Source organism: Brachybacterium sp. NBEC-018 (assembly GCF_024860185.1).
In the GTDB taxonomy this organism is placed as follows: Bacteria; Actinomycetota; Actinomycetes; order Actinomycetales; family Dermabacteraceae; genus Brachybacterium; species Brachybacterium rhamnosum.
Genome location: NZ_CP100650.1, coordinates 1,124,271 through 1,147,137, shown reverse-complemented (window position 1 = coordinate 1,147,137; position 22,867 = coordinate 1,124,271). Strand labels below are relative to the sequence as shown.

Genomic DNA, 22,867 nt, shown 5'->3' with positions numbered 1-22,867 from the left:
CTCAGACGCTCCCGCGCTCGACGACCCGGAAGCGCGGGGCGGCGCCGTCGAGCACGGCGCTCCCCCGCAGCGCAGCCGGGTCGATCACCGCGAGCCCCTCGGCGAACACCGCACGGGCGAGGCCGGCGGGGTCGTGGTCGATCGTCGTGAGCGGCGGGTCGAGGTGCGCGGCCATCGGCTCGTCGTCGATCCCGATCACCGCGAGCTCCCCGGGCACGGCCACATCCTCCTCCCGGGCGGCGTGCAGCAGCGCGGCGGCCCAGAGGTCGTTGTAGCAGGCCACGGCCGTGACAGGCGGCTCCGCGGCGCGCCACTCGCGCAGCAGGGCGCGCAGCTCCGGGAGCGGCGCCGCGGCGGCGATCCGTGCGCTGCGGGGCGCGGGCAGGGCCGCCGCCGCGCACGCGCGCTCGATCCCGGTGCGGCGCTGCGCGTCGAGCTCGGCGAGCTCCGGGTCCTCCGCGCCGAGGTAGGCGAGGTGCTCGTGCCCGGCCGCGCGGAGGTGCCGCACCTGGAGGTGCGCGACGGGGTCACCGTCCTCGCCCCCGGGGTAGGAGCCCGGGGCCGGCGCGGTGGGGGTGCGGGCCGCGTCGAGGACGGTCCGCTCGGGGGCGGTGAGCACGGCGAGGGCGAGCACGAGCTGCGGCTGGAGGTGCTGGAGCGCCGCCTCGAGCGCGCCCGCGTCCCCCGCGCGCAGCGACACCAGCGAGTAGCCGTGCTCGCGGGCGAGGGCGGTCAGCGTGTCCGTCAGGACGGCGAGGTTCCGCCCGTGCGGCAGCGCGGGGGACAGCGCGAGGATCACGGGCGGGAGCTTGCCGCGCAGGGCCCGGGCGCTCTGGTTCGGCACGTAGCCGAGCTCCCGGGCGGCGTCGAGCACCTTGCGGCGCGTGGCCTCGGGCAGGGGCCGGTCGGGCCGGTCGTTGAGCACGTAGCTCACCGTCGCGCGCGAGACCCCGGCGTGCTGGGCGACGTCCGTGCTGGTCACGCGCCGGTCGCGCTCCGGGGCACCCGGCCCCTGCCCGTCGGTCACGACCGGCCGTCGCCCGCGTTGACGCGGTCCAGGAACTCCTGGATCTGCTCCGGGGCGAGCCCCGCGAAGCCGGTGAGGCGGCCCACCGGGATCTGCTCGAACATCTTCACCATCTCCGGGTCCTGGAAGAGCGGGCTGTCGCCCACGAGCTCCTGGAGGGCCTCGGTGCCGCCGGGGATCGCGGCGAGCTCGAGCGGGGTGGTGGAGAAGGTCGCGGGGATCCGCGGCTCGGTCCCCTCGAGCGCGACCTCGGCGGAGAGGGGCAGGTCCCGGCTCGAGGCGCCCACCTCGACGCGGTAGGTGCAGGCCTCGACGGCCCACTGCCCGGAGCGCACGTCCCAGTACTGCAGCTCGGTCTCGGGGATGTCGATGCGCACGGCGGCGGAGGCGCCGGGCGCGAGGGTGACGTCGGCGAAGCCCTTGAGCTCGCGCGGCGCGCGGGAGATGGCGCTGCCGGGGACGGCGACGTAGGCCTGCACGACCTCGCGGCCCTCCCGCTCGCCGGTGTTGGTGACCTGCACGGTGACCACGAGGCCTCCATCCTGCTCGGTGACCTCGAGGCCCTCGTGGGAGAAGGTCGTGTAGCTCAGGCCGTGACCGAAGGGGAAGGCGACCTCGGTGCCGCGCTGGTCGAAGCCGCGGTAGCCCACGAAGAGGCCCTCGCCGTAGGTGACGCGGCCGTGCTCGCCCGGGAAGTACGGGGTGGAGGGGACGTCCGCGAGGCGCAGCGGGATGGTCTCGGCGAGGCGGCCCGAGGGGTTCGTGCGGCCCAGCAGGACCTGCGCGGTGGCCTCGCCGCCGGCCTGGCCCAGCAGCCAGCCCTCGAGGATCGCGGGCGCCGAGCGGAGCGTCTCGGAGAGGCGGATCGCGGAGCCGTGGGTGAGGACGACGGCGGTGCGCGGGTTCGCCTCGAGGACCTCCTCGAGCAGGCGCTCCTGCTCCGCGGGCAGCTCCATGTCGGTGCGGTCGAAGCCCTCGGACTCGACGTCCTCGCCGAGGCCCAGGAAGAGGACGACGGTGCCGGCGGTGCGGGCGAGCTCGACGGCCTCGGCGCGCAGGGCGTCGGGATCCGCGGCCTCGTCGGCCCCGGCGGAGAAGCCGCGGGCGAAGGGCACCTCGCCGAGCTCCGCGCGCAACGCCTCGAGGGCGGGGGTCACGCGGGTGGCGTTGACGTGGGAGGACCCGGCGCCCTGGTAACGCGGGGTCTGCGCGAAGTCACCGATGACGGCGAGGCCCGCGGCGGCGTCGCCCTCGAGGGGCAGCAGGCCACCCTCGTTGCGCAGCAGCACGATCGCGCGGCGGGCGGCCTCGAGGGCCACCTCGTGGTGGGCGTCCGCGTCGTAGGTCGCGGCGGGGTCGCGGTGCGCGGCGCCCTGGCGCAGGAGCCGGGCGACCTTGCCGGCGGCGCGATCCACGGCGGCCTCGTCGACCGTGCCCTCCTCGAGGGCGGCGGCGAGGGCCTGCTCGGCGCCCGGATCCGCAGGCATCTGCAGGTCCAGCCCGGCGGCGACAGCGGCGGGACGGTCCACGACGGCGCCCCAGTCGGAGACGACGGCGCCCTCGAAGCCCCACTGCTCGCGGAGCACCTCGGTGAGCAGGAAGCGGTTCTGGGAGACGAGGGTGCCCAGCACCGAGTTGTAGGAGCACATGATCGTCCAGGGCTGCGCGCGGGTGACGACGGAGCGGAAGGCGCGCAGGTAGATCTCGTGCAGGGTGCGCTCGTCCACGGAGACGTCCACGCGCATGCGGTCCGTCTCCTGGTTGTTCAGCGCGAAGTGCTTCACGGAGGTGCCGACGCCGCGGTCCTGCATGCCGTCGACGTAGGCGACGGCGAGCTCGCCCGCGAGGTGGGGGTCCTCGGAGAAGTACTCGAAGTTGCGGCCGCACAGGGGCGAGCGCTTGATGTTCATGCCGGGGCCGAGGACGACGGAGACGCCCTCGGCGAGGGCCTCCTCGGCGATCGCCGCGGCGACGGCGGCGGCGGTCTCGCGGCTCCAGGTGGCGGCGAGGCCGACGGCGGGCGGGAAGCACGTGGCGGGCACGGAGTCGTTCAGGCCCAGGTGGTCCGCCTCCGCCTTCTGGGTGCGCAGTCCGTGCGGGCCGTCGCTCGTCATGATCGGCTCGAGGCCCAGGCCGGGGGCGCCGTGGGTGTACCAGAAGTCCTGGCCGCCGGTGAGCGCGACCTTCTCCGCCGCGGGCAGTGCGGCGACCTCCGCCGCGTCGACCGTCGTGCTCGTGCCGTCCTGGCCCATGTCGTGCTCCTCTGCGAGATCCGTGCCTGCTCCGGGCAGGTTACTCGTGTCAGCCGGGTCGTGGGAGGACGTCCCTCGGCGCGGCCTGGCCGCCGCCGCCCCACCCGGGTAAGGTCACCCTCACCGAATATCGACAGGAAGGCCTTCCCGTGGTCGCCGAACCTCATCCGGACCCGCGCACGAGCGCCCCCAAGCGCGGCATCAACGGCGCGATCGTCCGCGTCTGGGGCGGGAAGGACCTGAGCCTCACGGTCCTCGAGCGGGAGGACCCGGCGGAGGACCTCGTGCGCCTGCGCGTGGACCTCGACGGCCTGCTCGCGCGGGACGACGTCTACCCCACCTACTGGCTGCGCCTGTGGTTCACGGCGCCCTCGGGCAAGGGCCACCAGCGGGCGTACACGCTCGTCTCCCCCGACGCCGAGGCCGGCACCGCCTGGCTCGAGTTCTTCCTCCACGAGGGCACCGCCTCGGACTGGGCGCGCGGCTCCCGCCCCGGGGACCGGATCGAGGCGACCGTGCTCAACGGCCGCGACCCCGTCGCCGGCTCCCCCGCCCACCTGCTGCTCGTGGGCGACGGCGCCTCCTTCCCCGCGATCGCGGACACCCTGCGGCGCCGTCCGGGGATCCCGGCGACCGTGCTCCTCGAGGACGCCGGCGGGCAGGATTGGATGGCGCTGCCCGAGCGCGAGGGGCTCACCGTGCACCGCCTCGCCCCGGGCGGGGCGATCGTCGAGGAGGCGCTCACCGCGGCGGGCACCGCCCCCGCGGGGACCGTCGCCTTCGTGGCCCTCGAGGGGGCGCCCACGCGGGCGCTCTCCTCCGGCCTGCGGCGACGCGTGGGCCTGCCCAGGGAGCAGGTCCACGCGCTCGCCTATTGGAAGCGCGGCTGAGTCAGGCGGAGGGCAGCACCAGCTGCTCGAAGCGCTCGCGCACGATCCGCACGGCGTCGTCCACCGGGGTCGCCCAGACGTCCTCGTTGAAGATCTCCACCTCGATCGGGCCGGTGTAGCCCGCGCCGGCGACGAGCCGGGTCACGGCGGGGAAGTCGACGAAGCCGTCGCCCATGTAGCCGCGGGAGTGCAGGGTCTCCGCGGCGAGCGGCAGGTTCCAGTCGCACACCTGGTAGCCCATCAGCCGCCCGCTCTCCCCCGCGCGCGCCACGGACTCGGCGAGCTGCGGGTCCCACCACACGTGGTAGGTGTCCACGATCGCGCCGACGGCGTCCGATCCCACCGCCTCGGCGATGTCGAGCGCCTGCGCGGTGGTCGAGACGACCCCGCGATCGGCCGCGAAGATCGGGTGCATGGGCTCGATCGCGAGCCTCACGCCGGCCTGCTCCGCATGCGGGGCGAGCGCGGCGATGTTCTCGACGACGCGCTCGCGGGCCGCGACGAGGTCCTTGTCCTCCCGGGTGAGCCCGCCGACGACGAGCACGAGCACGTCGGTGCCGAGGCCCACGGCCTCGTCGATCGCGCGGCGGTTGTCCTCGAGCGCGGCGGCGCGGTCGGTCGCGTCCGCGGCGGTGAAGAACCCGCCGCGGCACAGGCTCGTCACCGCGAGACCGGCGTCGTCCACGCGCCGGCGCAGGGCGTCCAGGCCGATCTCCGCGACGTCCTGGCGCCACAGGCCGACCCCGCCGATGCCCTCGGCGACGCACGCCTCGAGCAGGTCCTGCAGCGGGGTGGTGCGGCAGGTCCAGCGGTTGATCGAGAGCCGCGGGACGGCGACGGGGGCGCTCATCGCGCGGCTCCGTCGTCGGCGGGGACCGCGAACCCGTGCAGAGACAGCAGCGCATGCCAGCGCGCCGCCGCGAGCGGCGGGTCCTCGAGGTTGCCGGTCGCCGCGGCCAGCTCGACCGTGCGGGAGAGGTGGGGCAGGCTGCGGGCGGCGTGCATGCCGCCGACCATCGAGAACGCCCGCTGATGGCCGTTCAGCCAGGACAGGAAGGCGACGCCGGTCTTGTAGTGGAAGGTGGGCGCGGAGAACACGTGCCGGGCGAGCCGCTCTGCGTCGTCGAGGATGCGACGGGCCTCGGCGCGGTCCCCGCGGTCCAGGGCCTGCACGGCCGCGGAGGCCGCCGGGGCGGTCGCCGCGAAGGCGCCGAGCAGGGCGTGGGAGAAGGTCCCCTCCTGCTGCGCGCCGCCGTCGGCCCCCTCCTCGCCGACGATGAGGTGGGAGAAATGGAAGTCGTCGCCCGTGAGCATGCGGACCCCCTCCGGGAGCTGCTCGCGCACGGCGACCTCGGCGGCGTCGTCGAGCAGGCTCATCTTCACGCCGCGCACGCGCGAGGGGTCCTCGCCGATGATCCGCAGCAGCGTCGCGGAGGCCTCGGCGGTGTCGGTGCTGCCGAAGTACCCCTCGAGCTGCGGGTCGAAGGCCGTGCCCAGCCAGTGCAGGACGACGGGCGCGGTCGCGGCGTCGAGCACCCGGCGGTAGACGCTCTCGTAGTCCGCGGCGGAGCGGGCCGCGCGGGCGAGGTGCCGGGAGGCCATGAGCACGGCGCCCGCGCCGGTGGCCTCGGTGGCCGCGAGCTGCTCGCGGTAGGCGTCGACGATCGCGTCGAGGCTCAGCTCCGCCTCGGGGCGCTGGTCGGTGGAGACCCCGGCGACGACGAGGTCGCGCACCTCGGCCCCCGCCGGGAACAGCGGGGCGATCGCGGGATCGGCGAGGGCCTCGCGGGCGGCGCCCGCGGTGCGGGTGATGAGCTCGCGGGTCGCCGCGGGGTCCAGGCCCATGCCCCGCTGCGCGGTGTCCATGGCGTCGGCGACGCCGAGGCCGCGCCGCCACATGCTGCGACGGAAGGCGAGGGTCGCCTCCCAGTCGAGGTCCGCGGGGGCGCCGGGGGCGGTGTCCGAGGCGGGGCGGGGGATGACGTGCACGGCGGCGTAGACGGTGCGCGAGCGAAGCGGGCCGCTCGGCGGGGCGAAGGCCGCCGCGGCGCCGAGCTCGACGGTGCGCAGCGAGCCGTCCTCGTCCAGGAGGTGGAGGTCCATGCCGATCACGCCTCCGTGAGCGGGTCGAGGGCGATCCGGCGACCCTCGGCCGCGCTCGCGAGGCCCGTCTCCGCGAGGCGCACGCCGCGCGCGCCGGCGAGCAGGTCGTAGGGGTACTCCGCCCCGCGGCCCTCGCCGACGTGGCGCAGGAAGTCCTCCCACTGGACCTTGAAGCCGTTGTCGAAGCCGGCGGGGCCCTGGTTGTCCGGGACCTCGATCCAGTCGGCGCGGTAGTCGTGCCCGTCCTTGACGTCAGGGTTCCACACGGGCTTCGGGGTCGCCTCGCGGGGCTGGATCCATGCCCCGTGCAGGCCCACCACGGCGGAGCCGTCGGTGCCGTCGATCTGGAACTCGACGAGCTCGTCGCGGTGCACGCGCACGTCCCAGCTCGAGTTCATCTGGACGACGGTCCCGCCCTCGAGGCGGAACACGCCGTAGGCGGCGTCGTCGGCCGTCGCGGTGTACTTCTCGCCGTTCTCGTCCCAGCGCTCGGTGATGTGGGTGGCGGTCTGGGCGTAGACGTCCTCGATGCGGCCGAACAGCTCCTCGATGACGTAGTTCCAGTGGGGGAACATGTCCGCGACGATGCCGCCGCCGTCCTCCGCGCGGTAGTTCCAGGAGGGGCGCTGGGCGGGCTGCCAGTCCCCCTCGTAGACCCAGTAGCCGAACTCGCCGCGCACCGAGAGGATCCGGCCGAAGAAGCCGGAGTCGATCAGGCGGCGCAGCTTGAGCAGGCCGGGCAGGTAGAGCTTGTCGTGGACCACGCCGGAGACGGCGCCGGCGGCCTTCGCGAGGCGGGCCAGCTCGAGGGCGTCCTCGAAGGTCTCCGCGGTGGGCTTCTCGGTGTAGATCGCCTTGCCCGCGGCGATGGCCTGCTTGAGGTTGTCCAGGCGCCTGCTGGTCACGAGGGCGTCGAAGTAGACCTCGTAGTCGTCGTCCGCGAGGGCGGCGTCGAGGTCGGTGGTCCAGTTCTGCAGGCCGTGGCGCTCGGCGATCTCCGCGAGCTTCTCCTCGTTGCGGCCCACGAGCAGGAGCTCGGGCAGCAGGCGGTCGCCGCCCGCGAGCTCGACGCCGCCCTGCTCGCGGATCGCGAGGAGGGAGCGGACGAGGTGCTGGCGGTAGCCCATGCGGCCGGTGGCCCCGTTGACGATGATGCCGATGCGTCGAGTGGCCATCGGTGACTCTCCTCCGAGTGCGTGGTGCGTGGTGCGTGTGTGCGGTCGCGGTCGGCCCCATTGTCGGTAACCGCTTTCCATCGGTCTCAGTAGAGCACGCGGACGGCGCATCTTTCAAGCAGGGATCCTCGATGCGTCCCGGACGACCGCCCGGACGCCGCCTCCCCTAGGGTGGAGGCCATGCCCCGCCCCTCCCGCCGCTCCCTGCTGCGCGGCGCCGCTCTCGCGGCCGGCGCCGGCATGACCACCGCCGGGCTCGGCGCCTGCTCGCTGCTGCGCGGGGACGGGACCGTCCGCACGGTCGGCGACGTCCCCGCCTCGACCGTCCTGCCCGCGGAGGACGCCTCCGCCGGGACCCTCGCGCTCTCCGCCGCGCTGCTCGAGGCGGCGGACGTCGTCGTCCTCGCCGACGAGGCCACCGCCCCCGCCCTCGCCGCGCTCACCGGCCCCGCCGGGATCCCGCTGCTGATCGGCACGGGCGACACCGTCGCGGCCGAACTGGACCGGCTCGGCGCCGGCACGATCGGCGCGCCCGCCGGCCTGGACACCGGCTCCCTCGCCGAGGGCCGCACCCTCCACGAGATCGACCTCGCCACCGAGCACCCCCTCGAGGACCTCCCCACCCCGCGGCTCGAGCAGCCGCTCGAGGAGCTCACCGTGCTCGTGGACCCCGAGCGGTCCCCCGCCCTCGCCTCCGCCGCGGGCGCGCTCGCCCGCGCCGCCGGCGCCCGGACGCTCCGCACTCCTGGCGGGGACCCCGGCCGCAGCGCGCAGAGCGTCGCCGCCGTGAAGGAGGCCGCGGGCGAGGACCCGTCCACCGGGCTGCTCGCCCTCGGGCCGGGCTTCGGCGCGGCCGACGCCTGGGAGGCCCGGCTGCAGCGCGTGCTCACCGTGCCCGAGCTGCCCGGCGGCGGGCAGACCGTCTTCCCCGGCCGCCGCATGGTCGCCGCCTACGGCACCCCCGGCGTCCCGTCGCTGGGGATCCTCGGCGAGCAGGACGTCCAGGCGAGCATCACCCGGGTCCAGGAGCTCACCGCGCAGTACCAGGCGCTCACCGACGAGGTCGTCGTCCCCGCCTTCGAGATCATCGCGACGCTCGCCTCCTCCCAGCCGGGGGCCGACGGCGACTACTCGCGCGAGCTCGGCATCGACGGCCTGCGTGAATGGGTCGACGCCGCCGGCGAGGCCGGGGTGTACGTGGTGCTCGACCTGCAGCCCGGCACCGAGTCCTTCCCCTCCCAGGCGAGGCTCGTCGAGGAGCTGCTCACGGCGCCGCACGTGGGCCTCGCCCTCGACGCGGAGTGGCGGCTGGAGCCCGGCCAGAAGCACCTCGAGCAGATCGGCTCGGTGAGCGCCGCCGAGGTCAACGAGACCGCGCAGTGGCTGGCCGAGCTCACCGCCCGCCACGACCTCCCCCAGAAGGCGTTCGTGCTCCACCAGTTCACCCGCTCGATGATCACCGACCGCCAGGACCTGGACACCACGCACCCCGAGCTCGCGATGATCGTCCACGCCGACGGCGCCGGCGCGCCGGACGACAAGCTCAAGACCTGGCGCGCCCTCCAGAAGGACCTGCCCGCCGGGATCGTCATGGCGTGGAAGAACTTCTACGACGAGGACGCCCCGATGTTCACCCCCGAGCAGACCTACGACGTCGAGCCGCGCCCCTGGTTCGTCTCGTACCAGTAGCCCGCCGGAGCCGCATGAACGACGACGAGGTCATCCACGCCATCCGCGCCGCCTTCGCCGCACGCATCGGCGCCGGCGCCGACGGGAACCGCGCTCTGCACGAGGTCGCGCTCGAGCTCGAGCTGAGCCTCGACGACTGCGCGACGGCCGTCGGGCGCCCTGATCTCCTCCCCCGCGGTCGCGGCGGGTGGACTCTGGGAACCGCCGGGACGCGATGGCAGGAGGACCGCGTGGGCAGTGCCCTCGCCGGGGCGAACCCGACCGTGATGGCCCACCTTCCGGGAGGGTTCGCCGTGATCGGTGACGTGCAGTTCCTCCCGGGGTACTGCGTCCTTCTCACCGACCGTCCCGGCACTCGGCGCCTGTCCGACCTGCCACGGTCCGAGCGCGTCCGGTTCCTCGACAGCATGTCCGTGCTCGGCGAAGCGGTGGAGACGGTCTGCGCCGATCATGACCCCGGATTCCGCCGGGTGAACCTGGAGATCCTCGGCAATACCGACGACTTCCTGCACGCCCATGTCTGGCCGCGGTTCGATTGGGAGCCGCCGGATGTCGTCACCCGGCCCGTCTGGCTCCACGACCGCCGGAACTGGAGCGATCCCGCGACGGCGCTCGGCCCTCAGCACGCGCAGCTGCGCGCGGCGCTCACGTCCACGATCACGGCGCTCGCTGCCGGAACGTGAGCCGGCCCTCCGTCGGTCACAGATGCCCGAGGACCTCTCGCAGGCCGCTGATCCGCCACGGCGCGTCGGGTTCTTCGTTCCGCCTGTCGAGGTGGAGGGCGCGCAGCCCGGCGTCCCGCGCCCCGATCAGATCGTTCCCGAGATCATCGCCGATGTGGAGCACGCCCTCCGGCGTGACACCGAGGCTCTCGCACACCGCCAGGTAGCAGTCGGGGTCAGGTTTCCTGAGACCGAGCCGTTCACTCGTCCAGACCCCCGTCACCCAGGGGCGGAGTCCGAGGACATCGGCCTTGCGCTGCTGACGCTCCTCGGGGCCGTTGGTCAGGATCGCCGCGGGAACATGCCGGTTCCCGAGCTCGCGCAGCAAAGGAACTGCATCGTCAAAGGCGACCCAGGAGCTCTCGTAAAGGTCCACGAACCTCGCGTAGAGACGGTCGGCCAGATCATCCGGAACCACCTCTGCCTCTCTCGACCGGCCCAGCTCTCGCAGGAGGATGCGGACTCGCTCTCGTCGATAGCCCTGACGATCGAGCTCTCCGGCTAGTCGCAGCACGCTGAGCTCTCCGGCCGACCGCTCCCACGCCTCAAGGACGCGCTCGTCGGCCTTCCCGTGCAGCTCCTCGATCAGCCAGGAGACTCCGCGACGCGCGGAGGCCCGGTGATCGAACACGGTGTCGTCGAGGTCGAGGACCACTGCTCCGATCATGAGGTGACTCCTTCCCCAGGACCTCAGTATCCCGACCGTCGACCCTCCATCACCGACCATCGGCCCTCCCCCTCCCCGGCGCGGTGCGCCAGGGTGGGGCCATGACGAGCTTCAGCATCGGTGACGGAGTCCGGGTCAAGGACGGCCCCCTGCAGCACCAGTACGGGGTGGTGGTCTACGTCCGGGAGGACGACGGCACCTACCTCGTGCGGTTCGGGGCCGCGCAGCAGATGTACTACCGGCCCGAGGAGATCGAGCCCTGGCGGTGATCACGCCGGGCTGAGCAACTCTGCGATCAGAGCCGCGCGGCGAGCATCTCGAGGGAGCGCGCGCCGCGGAAGGCGTGGCCGCCCTCCTCGACGACGAGCTGCGGGGCGGGCCCGCCGGTCGCCTCCCACACGGGGCCCAGCGCGGCGAAGGCCTCCCGGGTCGCCTCGATCGGGAAGATCGGGTCCTGCTCGCCCGCCTCGATGACGAGCGGGCGCGGGGCGACGAGGGCGGCGATGTCGGCCATCTCGAGCTCCGGCAGCAGCCCGGGGATGATATTGCACGGGCAGTGCCGGATCGAGGCGATCGACGCCGCGAAGCTCGAGAAGTAGGTCGCGACCAGGGCTGCTGCGATGCTCGGGTCCACGGCGGCGAGCAGCAGCGCGACCGCTCCCCCGCCGGAGCCGCCGGCCACGCCCACCCGCTGCGGGTCCACGCCGGGCAGGGTGCGCAGGGCCTGCGCGGCGGCCCGGGCGTCGGCCACGCGGGCCCCCATGACGGGGGCGCCGCGCAGCAGGTGCCGGGCGGCGTCGATCCCGCAGGTGCTCTCCGCCGGGTCCTCCGGCACCGCGCCGCCGGGGCGCGCGTAGCGGCGCCGGCCGAAGCTGATCATCTCCGGGCACAGCACCGTCATCCCCGCCGCGACGAGCTTGCGGGCGAGGGCGTCGTGGTAGCCGTCGGGCTCGACCAGGTCGTCGATGCCGCGGCCGTGCCCGGCGACGAGCACCAGGGCGGCGCCGCTCGCCCGCGCCGGCTCGGGGCGCAGCAGGAAGGCGGGCGCGCCCTCCTCCTCGCCGGGCACGCGGATCTCCACGGACTCGGCGCCGTCGGGCGTCCGGTCGTCGGGGCGGGGCGCGAGGTGCGCCGCGCCGGGGGTCTCCTCGGTCAGGCCGAGCAGCGCGCGCAGGCGGTCCCGGGAGGTGGAGGCGGCGAGGGTGGCGGCGGTGCTCATGAGCGGCAGTCTGCCCCGATCCGGCCGGGTGCGGCACCGAAGCGGGGACCGGACCAGGCCCCGACCACCCCGGCGACCTGCTGGACCCTGTCCCGGCAGCTGCGCAGCGCGGGCTCCCAGGAGGTGTCCTCCGTGAGCTGCTCCGCGGCGGGCCGGCCCGCGTTGTAGGCGGCGCGGAGGTCCACCCGGCGGTGGTCCACGAGGTTGTCGCGCGCGGAGACCTCGGTGCCCTTCAGCACGCTGATCAGCGATCCCGCCTCGACGACGCCGCCGGTGTCCACGGCATTGGACTCGATCCGCAGGTGCGAGCCGTACCCGACGCCCATGAGGTACCCGAAGCCCACGACCTGGTCCTCCCGGATCACGTAGCTGTTGTTGTAGACGTCGACCTGGCCGAAGCGCACGCGCGGCGCCCGTTGCCCCACCCCGTCGTAGAGGTTGTGGTGGAAGGTGACGCGCAGGTGCCCGGGGTCCCCGCGGTCGGGACTGTCGGTGGAGCCGACGAGCGTGAGCTTGTCGTGGTCGCGGAAGGTGTTCCAGCTGACGGTCACGAGGTCGGAGCCGTTGGTGACGTCGAGGGCCCCGTCGTGCCGCTGGAAGGTGCGGCCGAAGTAGGTCGGGAGCTGGTCGTCCGTCATCGGCGCATCGGTGAAGGCGTTGTGGTCGACCCAGACGTGCGTCGCGCCGTCGACGATGCGGACGCTGTCGTACTCGCTGTTCCAGTTCCCCTCGGCGCCGTCCGTCGGGTCCCAGGCCGGGAAGCAGTCGTAGGTGTCCGCGAGCACGAGGTTCCGGATGATGACGTCGTCCACCCCGCGGATCGAGAGGCTCGCGCCCACGAGGCCCGCGCCGGGCTCCGCCCCGATGATCGTGGTGTGCGCGGGGACGTCCACCTGGATCAGCGCGCGCTGGCGCTGCGCGGCCGCGGCCCGCGCGTCCTCCTGCTCGCCCTCGGGCTCGCGGTCGGTGCCCCAGGTCTCGGGGTCGTACGCCTCGAGGTAGGCGTCGAGGTCGTAGCCGGTGCCCTCGGCGATCTCCTCGCAGGTGATCGGCTCGCCGTCCTCGTCGGCGTTCATGGGGATCGAGCCGTGCACGCGGATGATCGAGGGTGCGTCGCCGGAGGCGGCGAGGGCCGCGATCAGCTCGGGCCGGGTGCTGACGTCGTGCACGTCGCCCGGGGCGGCGTCGGCCCCGCCGGTGGTGCCGCCCTCGGCGCTCGCCCAGCCGTCCCCGGCGGGGAGCGTCTGGCGCTCGGTGATCGTCGGGACGGGCGGTGCGGCGAGGGCGCCGCCGGGCAGGGCGAGCGCGAGCACCGCGACGGCGATCGCGGCGGTGCGGGCGAGGGTGCGGGTCATGATCGTCCTTGATCGTGAGGGGGCGGGGGTCAGTCGCGGGGGTCGGAGATCCAGTGCTCGCCACCCACGAGGCGCACGTCCTGAAGGCGGAGCGAGTCGTCCGCGGAGCGCAGCGGGGCGGCGGGCCGCTCGTCGCCGTCGGCCCGCTCGAAGGCGTTCTCGAGGGTGAGGGCGGCGAGGGTCACGTCCGGGGCGAGCACGGTGAGGGTCGCCCAGTCGTCGGCGGGCTTGTCGTAGGTGAGGACGACGTCCTCCGGCCGGCCGGTGGCGCCGCGGATCACGAGACCCTCGGCGCCCGGCCAGACGGTGACGACCTCGCGGTACGTGCCGGGGTGGACGCGGATCTCCACGGGGTGGGCGGCTCTCGCGGCGGCGCCGACGGCCGCGTGGACGGAGAGCACGTCCCCGCTGCCGTCCTGGGCGACGTCGATCCGGCGCGGGACCCGCTCGGTGCTGCCGTGGGGCCCGGCGTGCCGGGTCAGCAGGGAGCGGACCTCCTCCACCGGGTCGAGGGCGTAGTCGTAGCAGTCCGCGGGGTCGAGGTCGATGCTCGTGTCCTCCCAGCTCCCCCAGCACCCTTCCCGCAGGTTCCCGTTCTGGGCGACGCGGGACTCCGGGTCGCTCACGCCGATCGGGTTCCGCACGGTGTCGAAGACGCTGTGCTCGACGAGCAGCTGGGAGGCGCCCCGGGAGGCCATGCCGTAGGAGCTCACGCCCTCGAGCCAGCAGCAGTGGACGTGGCAGAGCGCGACGTTGTCGATGCTGCCGTTGCGCTGATGCGTGTTGGAGAAGCGGGTGTGGTGGATCGTCAGGGTGGTCAGGACGTTGTCCGTCCAGCCCACGCCGAGGGTCTTGTCGTGGTCCCGCAGGAGGCACCAGGAGACCGTGACGTGTGTGGAGTCCTTGCGGATGTCGACCTGTCCGTCGCCGAGGCGGGCGAACTCGCAGTGGTCGATCCAGATGTGGTCCGAGGTGTCCACGCGGATGCCGTCGTTGTCGTTCTCCTCGCTCTTCCCGTCCCAGTCGCCGGCGATGAAGCTGTCGCGGAAGAGGAGGTTCCGCAGGATCACGTCGTCCACGGAGGGCAGGCGGAACCCGCCGCCCACGATCTCCGCGCCGGTCCCGAGTCCGAGGATGCTCGTGCGGGAGGGGATGTCGACCATCGTCCCGAAGGGCAGGTCGATCCGCCCGTCGACGAGCAGGATCCGCGGCGCCGGGGCGAGGAGGGCCGCGGTGAGCTCGGCCGCGCTGCGCACGGTGACGGGGCGTGCGCCGAGCCCGCCGACGGTGCCCCGGGGGTGGGAGTCCGTCGCGACGCCGGCGAAGCCCGTGGCCCGCGGGGACCACACGGGTCCGGCGGTGGTCGCTGCGCCCTGGGGCACGCGCATGCGGCGCAGCACCTCCGCCGGGTCCTCGAGGGTGGGCGACGCGGGCGCGGAGGGTACCGCGCCGGCTGCAGGGACGATGCCGGTCACGGCGGCGGCCGCCAGGCCCATGACGGGCAGCGATCGACGGCGGAGGGTGGGCGGCGTGCTGCGGTTCATGACCAGGGGCTCCAGTCGTCGTCGCCGTGGAGGTAGGTCTCGCGGGTGTGGAGCGCGGCCTCCTCGGCGGTGAGCTGCGGGCGGTCGGGGTCCTCCTCGCCGGCGGGTGCCGCGCCGGGGCCCGTGTTCGCGTGCTCGCGCAGGAAGTCCTCCCGCCAGGGCCAGCCGCTCATGTCCGACCAGGCGGGGGTGCGGATGTGGGCGCCGAGGTGGGACTCGCGGATCACGGCGGAGGGCTCGACGGCCGGGTCGCTGCTGGGGTGCCAGGGGCGGCCCAGGTGCACGGTCCCCGCGGCGGCGCCGGAGGTGAAGCGGCAGCGCACGAACAGCAGCCCGCGCCGCCCGCCCGCGGTGCTCGGCGCGCACACGTAGCCGTTGTTCGCCTCGCCGCGGTCCAGGGAGCGGATCTCGCTGTCCTCGAGGACCATCGTCGCGCGGCCGTAGATGAAGTCGACGTCCCCCTCGATCGTCGAGCCGGTGACGTACACGCGGGAGAGGACGTCCTTCGCAGGGGACTCGGCGAGGAAGGTATCCTGGTTGCCGAGCAGGCGCACGCCGTCCAGCACGATCCGGTCCCCGACGGTGCGCAGGGCCTGCGCCTGGCTGCCGCCGTGGGCCGCCTCGTCGTAGGCGTTCTCGATCGTGAGGTCGGCGAGGGTGACGGCGTCCGCGAGCACGGCGAGGGTCGCCGCACCCGTCGCGCCGAAGCTGCCGCCGTAGAACTTCTCGGTGCCGGCGGCGAGGTCGTAGGTGAGGGTGACGTCGGCCGCGTCGCCGCTCTCGCCGCGGATCACGAGGCCCTCCGGGGTGCCCGGGAGGATCCGCACGATCTCCCGGTAGGTGCCGGGGGCGACGACGATCTCCACGGGGTGCGGGGCGCGGTGGGCGGCGCCGACGGCCGCGCCGATGCTCGCCATGTCGCCGGTGCCGTCGAGCGCGACGCGGAGCCGGCGGCCCGTGCGCTCGCGGCGGGCGTGGGGCCCGGCGTGCCGCTCGAGCAGGGCGGTGAGCTCGTCGAGCGGCTCGGCCGTGTAGGCGTAGTGGTCCGACGGCTCGAAGGTGGGGCCGGTGTGGTCCCTGCGGCCCCGGATCCGGGTGAAGCGGTTGCCGCGGGAGTCGACGGCGGCCTCGGGGTCCTTGACGACGATGGCGTCCTCGCCGTCCTCGTAGAGGCAGGCCTCGATGACGACCTGGGCGGCGCCGCGGGCCATGGTGCCGTACTGCGCCTGCCCCTGGAACAGGCAGCTGTGCACGTGCGCGGCGGCGGCGTTGTCGATGCTCGCGTTGCGCTGGTAGGTGTGCGAGAAGCGGCTGTGGTGGAGGGTGAGCGTCGTCGTGACCTCGTCCGTCCAGCCCACGCCGAGGGTCTTGTTGTGGTCGCGGAACACGCACCAGGAGACGGTGACGGCGGTCGAGCCCTTGCGGATGTCGACGAGGCCGTCGCCGAGACGGGCGAACTCGCAGTGGTCGATCCAGACGTGGTCCGAGGTGTCCACGCGGATGCCGTCGTTGTCGTTGTCCTCGCTCTTCCCGTCCCAGTCCCCGGGGACGTACGAGTCGCGGAAGGTGAGGTTGCGGATGACGACGTCCTGCACGCGGTCGAGGTGGAACCCTCCGCCCACGATCTCCGCCCCGCGGCCGACGCCGAGGATGCTCGTGCGGGAGGAGACCTTGAGGTTCGTGCCGAAGGGCGTGATCTCGAGGGTGCCCTCGACGAGCACCGTCGTCGGCTCCTCGCGCAGGACCGCCTCGGCGAGCGCCGCGGGGTCCCGCACGACGACCACCGCGCCGCCGCGGCCGCCGACGGCGCCGCCCGGGAGGGCGTCGGTGGGGACGCCCGCGAAGCCGGTGGGCCCGGGGGACCAGACGGGGCCGTCGGCGCAGCGCGGGCCGCGCGGGACGCGCATGCGGCGGAGGTCCTCCGCTCCCCCGTCGGCCGTGGTGGAGGGGTCGGCGAGGGCCGGGGCGAGCGGGGTGAGGGCGACCGCGGAGGCGGCGCCGAGGGTGGTGGTGAAGGTGCGTCGGGACAGCGTGGGCATGATCGTCCTTGATCTCTGCGAGGGATGCTGCGAGGGGGGTGAGCGGGAGGTCAGCCCTTCACGGAGCCGATCATGGCGCCCTTGACGAAGTAGCGCTGCACGAAGGGGTACACGGCGAGCATCGGGAGCGTGGCCACGGCGATCACGGCCATCTTCACGGACTGCGCGGGCGGCACGACGTCCACCGAGGTGGCGTCCGCGTTCATGCCGCTCGAGACGATGACGACCTGCCGCAGCAGCACCTGGATCGGCCACTTGGAGGAGTCGTTGATGAAGAGCACCGCACCCATGTAGGTGTTCCAGTAGGTCACCGCGTAGAACAGGCCGATCGTCGCGATCGAGGCCATGGACAGCGGCAGCACCACCCGCAGGAACACGCCGATCTCGGAGCAGCCGTCGATCCGCGCGGCCTCCTCGAGGCTGTCCGGGATGCCCTGGAAGAAGTTCCGCATGATGACGAGGTTGAAGGCGTTCACGGTGACCGGGAGGATCAGCGACCACAGCGAGTCCAGCAGCCCCAGCTTCGAGACCACGATGAACGAGGGGATCATCCCGCCGCTGAAGAGCATCGTGAACACGACGAGGAAGTTGATGGAGCGCCGCCCCGGCAGGGTGGGCTTCGCGAGCGCGTAGGCCATCATCGCGGTGACGACGAGGCTCAGGAAGGTGCCCACGACCGTCACGAACACCGAGACGCCCATGGCCCGGAAGATCGTGGGCGTCGAGAGGATGTACCGGTAGGCGGCGAGCGACCACTCCCGCGGGACGATCACGAAGTTGCGGGTCGCGAGCTCGCCGGGGGTGGCGAGGGAGCTGCCGATCACGTGGAGGAAGGGCACCAGGCAGATCAGCGCGAAGCCGGTCAGCAGCACGACGTTCACGACGGAGAAGATGCGCTCCCCGGGGGTGCGGCGGCGGGCGCCGCGGCGCCGGCGGGGCGCGGGGCGGTCGGTGGGGATCGGGGTGGTGGTCATCGAGGACTCCCCTCGGGCAGGGGCCGCAGCGCGACGAGCGCGGCGGCCAGGAGGAACAGGAAGGCGACGGGGTAGAGGACGAGCTGGCTGCCCAGCAGGCACACGAGCCCGGCGGCGAGGAACCACCAGGCGGGGGTGCGCCGCCACGGCCGGCTCCGCGCGAGGGCGATCCCGGCAGCGCTCAGCAGCAGCAGGAGCACGAGGGAGACCCCGAACCAGGCGGCGAGGGTGTCGCCGGCCTCGCGGGCCGCGAGCGGGTCGAGGGCCGTGTCCCCGCCCAGCAGCGCGGGCATGACGACGGCCTCGAAGGTGGCCTGGTCCACCTGGTTCATCACGAGGGTGAAGCCGCCCATCGTCACCACGGCGGCGATGATGCCGAGGCCCACGAGCACGATCTCGAGGGTGCGGCGGCCCCTCACGGGAGCAGCGGTTGCGGCGGCCGCGCTCATCGCTCCGTCACCTCCGCCCGCAGATCGGGGCTGCCGTCCACGAGCAGCGGCTCCCCCTGCGCCCCGCGGATCCGCACGCCGCTGAGCACCCCGCCGGCCACGGCGGAGACCCGCAGGCCCTCCCGGGTGACGGGGACCAGGCCGGAGGCCATCTCGGGGGCGCCCGCGCGGGGCCGCTCCGCGAAGGTCACGGAGAGGTCCTCGATCGTGAGGTCCTCGATCGGCGCCTCGGGGAGTCCGGCGATGTGGCCGGCGCTCGCGTGCACGCGGGTCGCGGTGAGGTGGGCGAGGTGGATCCCGCGCAGGCGCGGGGTGCCCGCGTCCACGGGCCGCGGCCCGCGGTCGCCGACGGCCTCCGCCTTCCCCTCCTCCCCGCAGAAGTAGAAGGAGTTCACGGTGACGGGGACGAGCACGTCGTCCATGACGACGTTCGTGACGCGGAGGCCCTCGACGAGGCCGCCGCGACCGCGGCGGGTCTTCAGCCGGATCCCGCGGTCCGTCCCCTGGAGCACGCAGCTGCTGACGACGACGTTGCGCACGCCGCCGCTCATCTCGCTGCCGATCACGACGCCCCCGTGGCCGTGGACCATCGTGCAGCCGGTGACGACGACGTTCTCGCAGGGCACCGCGCGGCCCTCGACCTGGGTGCCGGCCTTGATCGCGATGCAGTCGTCGCCCACGTCGATGTGGCAGCCGCTGATGAGCACATCGCGGCAGGACTCGGGGTCGATGCCGTCGGTGTTCGGGGAGTCGGCGGGGTTGCTGATCCGGATCCCGCTGATCGTCACCTGCTCGCACAGCGCCGGGTGGACGGTCCACGCCGGGGAGTTCTGCAGGGTCACGTCGCGCAGGGTCACGCGGCGGCAGCCGTGCAGGCCCACGAGCGTGGGACGGGGACGCTCCCCACCCCCTTCCCGCTGCCGGTCCCACCAGGGCCCGCCGCCGCCGTCGATCGTGCCGAGGCCGGTGATCGCGACGTCCTCCTCGTCCTGCGCGTAGAGGCACGGGGAGTGGACGGGACGCGTCGCGCCCTCCCACCGCGCCTCGACCACGGGGTACAGCGCCGGATCCGGCACGAACTGCAGGAGCGCGCCCGCCTCGAGGTGGAGCTCGACGCGGGAGCGCAGGCGCAGCGCCCCGGTGCGGTGCACGCCGGCGGGGACGGCCACGCGCCCGCCGCCGCGGGCGGCGGCGTCGTCGATCGCGGACTGCAGCCGCGCGGTCGCGAGCTCGCCGGCGGCGGCGCGGGCGGTGTCGGGACCTGCGGGCAGGTCACGGGGAGGGCTGAGGGTCACGGCGGGGTCCTTCCGGAGGGCGGTCGGGGCGGCGGCGAGCGGGGCTCGTCAGCCGACGGCGTCGTGCGCCTCGGTGAACTCGGCGATGATGTCGTCCAGGCCCTGCGAGCGCAGCGACTCCACGACCCCCTCGTAGTCCGCGAGGGAGGTCTGGCCCACCATGAAGGTGTTGTAGGCGTCGTTGATCGCGGTCTCGATCGTCGTCCACTGGGTGTCGAAGGTGGCCGAGGTGAGCGACTGGGCCGGGTTCGTCACGGCGTACTCGTCGTTCTCCGCCATCTTCTCGTTGGCCTCGTTCACGTACGGGTTCGTGGACTTGTAGACCTTGACCTGGTCCGACGGCCGCGAGCTCGAGTACGGCTGGACCTCCTGCTCCCAGAGCGCCTCGTCGGTGATGGTGATGGCGCCGTCCTCCTCGACCTTGTAGTGCGTGCCCTCGACGCCGTTGGTCATGAGCTGGAAGGCGGGCTCGTCGAGCAGCTTGTCGGCGAGCTGGAGGCCGCGGCGGAGGTCCTCCTCGCTCTTGAGGGTCTGGGTGTTGAAGGCCATGAGGCCGCCCATGCCGCCGGAGGTGTCCGAGACGATCCGACGGGGCACGTCACCGTGGGTGATGTCGTTGATCAGGGCCCACTCGACCTCGGAGTCCTTGTTGATCGACTCGGCGAGGGCCATGTAGTTCTTCGCCTCGAACAGCCCGGTGACGACGATGCCGCCCTTGTCCTGCGCGATCGCCTGCTGCTGGTTCTGCTTCTGGACGGTGACGAACTCCTGGTTGATCCACTTCTTCTCGAAGGCGCCGCGGTACCACTGCATCGCCTCCTTCCAGGCGTCGGTGGTGCAGGTGGGGACGATCTTCCCGCTCGCGTCGAGCTCGAACTTGTCCCCGGCGCCGAAGTAGCCGGCGAGCGAGCGGAAGCCCACGGCGAAGCTCTCCTGGCGGTCGATGAAGCCCGTGACCTTCGCGCCGGTGCCGGTGGGGTCGCCGTCCACGAAGGCCTGGGCGACCTCGCCGAGCTCGTCGATCGTGTGGGGCACCTCGAGGCCCAGGCGGTCCAGCCAGTCCTTGCGCACGAGCACGCCGTAGCGGGCGAGCGGCTTCTGGAAGGGCACGCCGTAGAGGGCGCCGTCCAGGCGGGCGGAGTCGATGATCGTGGGGTTGATGGCGGCGAGGTTCGGGTAGTCGGCGAGGAACTCCTCGACGTCCCAGAACATGCCGGACTTCAGCGGCTCGCGCACGGCCGCCATCGACTGGTTCAGGCTCGTGATGTCCGCGATCGCGCCGGAGGCGAGCGCCGCGTTGATCTTCTCCTCCTTGGAGGCGTCCGGCACCCACTGGAACTCGAAGGGGACGCCGGTGTGCTCGGCGAGCGCGGTCATGATCGGGCCGTCGGCCGCGGGGGTGGTCGGCGTGTGCAGCATGGCCATCCAGGTGAGGGGGCCGCCGCCGTCGGAGGCGCCGGAGCCGCCGCTGCCGCCGCACGAGGCGAGGGTGCCGGCGCCGGCGATCCCGGCCGCCGCGAGGGGCAGGGAGCCCAGGAACGATCGGCGGCGGAGGCTGCGGGGCGTGGTGGTGGTGCGCGGGGTCATGGGAGGGCCTTTCGTCATCGGAAGGTGGGGTGGAGCGGGGTGGGTCAGCTGGGGGCGGGCGCGAGGGCCCGCGGCTCGTCCGCGGTGGGCGCGGTGAGCTCGGTGAGCACCGGCCGCAGGATCAGCGCCACGGCGAGCGCGGGGAGCACGGCGCCAAGCAGGGGCAGGAGGGCCACGGCGAAGCGGGCCATGAGCAGCTCGAGGACGATCACGGCGGCGGCGCCGAGGATCGTGCGGTGCAGGGAGCCGAGGCCCAGCAGCAGCGCCGCGCTGATCCGCCGTCGGACGCCCCTGACCTCGGTCGAGGCCATGACGGCGAAGACGAAGCCGCCGATCAGCAGGAGCACGCCGAGGGCGAGGTGGTTCGCGGCCCGCAGGTACCAGTCGGTGAGGCTCAGCAGGTTCACGCCGATCACGGCGCCGGCGCCGAGGAGCAGGGCCCCCATGGCCATGCTCGCGGGCAGCTGCTCGCGGGCGTCGCGCCAGAAGGTGCGCACGGTGGGCGGGGTCTCGCCGTGGCGGATCCAGCGGTCGAGGTACCGCGCGAGGGCGTAGCTCGCGGGGCCGATCCCGAGGACGCCGAGGCCCAGCAGGGTCACGCCGGTCCACAGGAGGTTCAGGAGGATGAGCCGCCACAGCCCGCCGAGCAGGCGGTTCAGGGCGGTGAACTGGTCGAAGGAGAAGAGCATGGGTGACCTCCTGCCGGCGGCGCCGGTCAGTACACGCCTTCCTCGCCGAGGCGCTTGGCGATCGAGTTCGCGCCGATCACGAGGATCAGTCCGACGAGCCCCTTGAACAGGCCCACGGCGGTCGCGAAGCTCAGCTGGCCGTTCTGGATGCCCGCGGTGTAGACGAAGGTGTCGAAGATGTCCCCGACCTCGCGGTTCATGGAGTTCAGCAGCAGGAACATGTGCTCGAAGCCGAGCTCGAGGAAGTCGCCGATCGAGAGGATGAAGAGCACGATGATCGTGGGCCGGATGGCCGGCAGGGTGATGTGCCAGGTCTGTCGCCAGCGGTTCGCGCCGTCGATCTCCGCGGCCTCGTAGAGGTTCGGGTCCACGGCGGTGAGCGCGGCGAGGTAGACGATCGTGCCCCAGCCGGCGGTGCGCCAGATGTGCTGGAAGACGTACATGGGGCGCAGCCAGTCCGGGTCGGTGAGGAAGCCGATGCTCTGCCCGCCCAGGGAGACGATGAGGTTGTTGATCGCCCCGCCGTCGGTGGTGAGCATGACGTAGAAGATCGACACGACGATCACCCAGGACATGAAGTGCGGGATGTAGATGATCGTCTGCACGGTGCGCTGGAAGAACCGGCTGCGCAGCTCGTTGAGCAGGAGCGCGAGGACCACCGGCACGGGGAACGAGATCGCCATGAGCAGCAGCGAGAGCACGAGCGTGTTGCGCAGCAGCCGGAAGAACGTGTCATCGGTGAACAGGCGCACGAAGTGCTCGAAGCCCACCCACGGGCTGCCGAGGATCCCGAGGAACGGCTTGTAGTCCTGGAAGGCGATGATCAGCCCGCCCATCGGCACGTACTTGAAGACCAGGAAGTACACGATGCCGGGGACGGCCATGAGGTAGAGCGCCCGGTAGCGCCAGAGGCGTGCGGCGAGGGGCCGCTTCCGGGGCGTCAGGCGGGGTGCCGCACCGGCGCCGGGGGCGGAGGGGCCGCCGGGCGCGGCGGCGGCGAGGTCCGTGCCGGGGGCACGGAGGTCGGTCACGGGATCGGCCACCATCGGCGTTCCTTGCTCCTCGTCGGATCGGGCGCAGGGTCGCGTCCCTCTCCGGGAAACCGCTTCCTCGCGTCGCCACAGTCTGGGGCGCGCCACCGGGGCTGTCAACGGTCGGATCGAAGTTTCTGCGCCGACGCCTCCACGTCGA

Annotated in this window: 20 protein-coding genes; 4 read left to right on the top strand and 16 right to left on the bottom strand. The window is 73.5% G+C overall.

The annotated features are described in order from the left end of the window. Window position 1 precedes the first annotated feature (1 nt). Window positions 2-982 (bottom strand): LacI family DNA-binding transcriptional regulator, encoded by a 981-nt coding sequence (locus NLU66_RS05090; protein ID WP_259361861.1) that lies wholly within the window; start codon window positions 980-982, stop codon window positions 2-4. A 41-nt stretch (window positions 983-1,023) separates the two neighbouring features. Beyond that, window positions 1,024-3,279 (bottom strand): glycoside hydrolase family 3 C-terminal domain-containing protein, encoded by a 2,256-nt coding sequence (locus NLU66_RS05085; RefSeq protein ID WP_259361860.1) that lies wholly within the window; start codon window positions 3,277-3,279, stop codon window positions 1,024-1,026. Window positions 3,280-3,428: 149 nt separating this feature from the next. Between NLU66_RS05085 and NLU66_RS05080 the strand changes: the two genes are divergently transcribed. Then, entirely contained in the window at window positions 3,429-4,169 is a 741-nt protein-coding gene (locus NLU66_RS05080) for a siderophore-interacting protein (protein ID WP_259361859.1), read from the top strand. 1 nt (window position 4,170) lies between these two features. Here NLU66_RS05080 and NLU66_RS05075 read toward each other — a convergent pair whose 3' ends face one another. From NLU66_RS05075 to NLU66_RS05065, 3 genes are read right to left on the bottom strand one after another with little or no spacing between them, the layout of a single operon-like run. Further along, on the bottom strand, window positions 4,171-5,019 hold the full coding sequence (locus tag NLU66_RS05075; RefSeq protein WP_259361858.1) for a sugar phosphate isomerase/epimerase family protein: 849 nt from the start codon (window positions 5,017-5,019) through the stop codon (window positions 4,171-4,173). Next, window positions 5,016-6,272, bottom strand: a complete 1,257-nt coding sequence (locus NLU66_RS05070) for a dihydrodipicolinate synthase family protein (protein WP_259361857.1) — start codon at window positions 6,270-6,272, stop codon at window positions 5,016-5,018. The genes NLU66_RS05075 and NLU66_RS05070 overlap by 4 nt, the downstream gene beginning before the upstream one ends. Before the next feature lie 5 nt (window positions 6,273-6,277). Continuing rightward, entirely contained in the window at window positions 6,278-7,447 is a 1,170-nt protein-coding gene (locus tag NLU66_RS05065; RefSeq protein WP_259361856.1) for a Gfo/Idh/MocA family protein, read from the bottom strand. 180 nt (window positions 7,448-7,627) lie between these two features. Between NLU66_RS05065 and NLU66_RS05060 the strand changes: the two genes are divergently transcribed. After that, on the top strand, window positions 7,628-9,136 hold the full coding sequence (locus NLU66_RS05060) for a hypothetical protein (protein ID WP_259361855.1): 1,509 nt from the start codon (window positions 7,628-7,630) through the stop codon (window positions 9,134-9,136). Between the two features lie 230 nt (window positions 9,137-9,366). After that, a complete protein-coding gene (locus tag NLU66_RS05055; protein WP_259361854.1) occupies window positions 9,367-9,819 on the top strand; it encodes a diadenosine tetraphosphate hydrolase in 453 nt (150 codons plus the stop codon). 16 nt (window positions 9,820-9,835) lie between these two features. Here the strand turns inward: NLU66_RS05055 and NLU66_RS05050 are convergent, their stop codons facing one another. Further along, the gene (locus NLU66_RS05050) at window positions 9,836-10,525 is read right to left on the bottom strand and encodes an HAD family hydrolase (protein ID WP_259361853.1); all 690 of its coding nucleotides are present in this window, start codon (window positions 10,523-10,525) and stop codon (window positions 9,836-9,838) included. 101 nt (window positions 10,526-10,626) lie between these two features. Between NLU66_RS05050 and NLU66_RS05045 the strand changes: the two genes are divergently transcribed. Next, entirely contained in the window at window positions 10,627-10,794 is a 168-nt protein-coding gene (locus NLU66_RS05045) for a hypothetical protein (RefSeq protein WP_259361852.1), read from the top strand. A gap of 26 nt (window positions 10,795-10,820) precedes the next feature. Here the strand turns inward: NLU66_RS05045 and NLU66_RS05040 are convergent, their stop codons facing one another. Genes NLU66_RS05040 through NLU66_RS04995 form a run of 10 tightly spaced genes read right to left on the bottom strand, consistent with a single transcriptional unit; the run spans window position 10,821 to window position 22,722 of the window. Then, complete coding sequence (locus tag NLU66_RS05040) at window positions 10,821-11,744, bottom strand: alpha/beta hydrolase family protein (protein ID WP_259361851.1); 924 nt, start codon at window positions 11,742-11,744, stop codon at window positions 10,821-10,823. Further along, a complete protein-coding gene (locus NLU66_RS05035) occupies window positions 11,741-13,099 on the bottom strand; it encodes a pectate lyase family protein (RefSeq protein ID WP_259361850.1) in 1,359 nt (452 codons plus the stop codon). The genes NLU66_RS05040 and NLU66_RS05035 overlap by 4 nt, the downstream gene beginning before the upstream one ends. Window positions 13,100-13,128: 29 nt before the next feature. Beyond that, window positions 13,129-14,643, bottom strand: coding sequence for a pectate lyase (locus NLU66_RS05030; protein WP_259361849.1), 1,515 nt, complete (start codon window positions 14,641-14,643; stop codon window positions 13,129-13,131). Continuing rightward, complete coding sequence (locus tag NLU66_RS05025; protein WP_259361848.1) at window positions 14,640-16,682, bottom strand: pectinesterase family protein; 2,043 nt, start codon at window positions 16,680-16,682, stop codon at window positions 14,640-14,642. The genes NLU66_RS05030 and NLU66_RS05025 overlap by 4 nt, the downstream gene beginning before the upstream one ends. Before the next feature lie 50 nt (window positions 16,683-16,732). Beyond that, on the bottom strand, window positions 16,733-17,656 hold the full coding sequence (locus NLU66_RS05020; protein WP_259361847.1) for a carbohydrate ABC transporter permease: 924 nt from the start codon (window positions 17,654-17,656) through the stop codon (window positions 16,733-16,735). Beyond that, window positions 17,653-18,105 carry a hypothetical protein gene (locus NLU66_RS05015; RefSeq protein ID WP_259361846.1) on the bottom strand — a complete coding sequence of 151 codons (453 nt, stop codon included), beginning with the start codon at window positions 18,103-18,105 and terminating at the stop codon, window positions 17,653-17,655. The genes NLU66_RS05020 and NLU66_RS05015 overlap by 4 nt, the downstream gene beginning before the upstream one ends. Then, on the bottom strand, window positions 18,102-19,400 hold the full coding sequence (locus NLU66_RS05010; protein WP_259361845.1) for a glycoside hydrolase family 28 protein: 1,299 nt from the start codon (window positions 19,398-19,400) through the stop codon (window positions 18,102-18,104). The genes NLU66_RS05015 and NLU66_RS05010 overlap by 4 nt, the downstream gene beginning before the upstream one ends. A gap of 48 nt (window positions 19,401-19,448) precedes the next feature. Next, window positions 19,449-20,987 carry an extracellular solute-binding protein gene (locus tag NLU66_RS05005; protein WP_259361844.1) on the bottom strand — a complete coding sequence of 513 codons (1,539 nt, stop codon included), beginning with the start codon at window positions 20,985-20,987 and terminating at the stop codon, window positions 19,449-19,451. A 44-nt stretch (window positions 20,988-21,031) separates the two neighbouring features. Continuing rightward, window positions 21,032-21,676 carry a YesL family protein gene (locus NLU66_RS05000; protein ID WP_259361843.1) on the bottom strand — a complete coding sequence of 215 codons (645 nt, stop codon included), beginning with the start codon at window positions 21,674-21,676 and terminating at the stop codon, window positions 21,032-21,034. A gap of 26 nt (window positions 21,677-21,702) precedes the next feature. Beyond that, complete coding sequence (locus NLU66_RS04995) at window positions 21,703-22,722, bottom strand: ABC transporter permease (protein WP_259361842.1); 1,020 nt, start codon at window positions 22,720-22,722, stop codon at window positions 21,703-21,705. Window positions 22,723-22,867 lie beyond the last annotated feature (145 nt).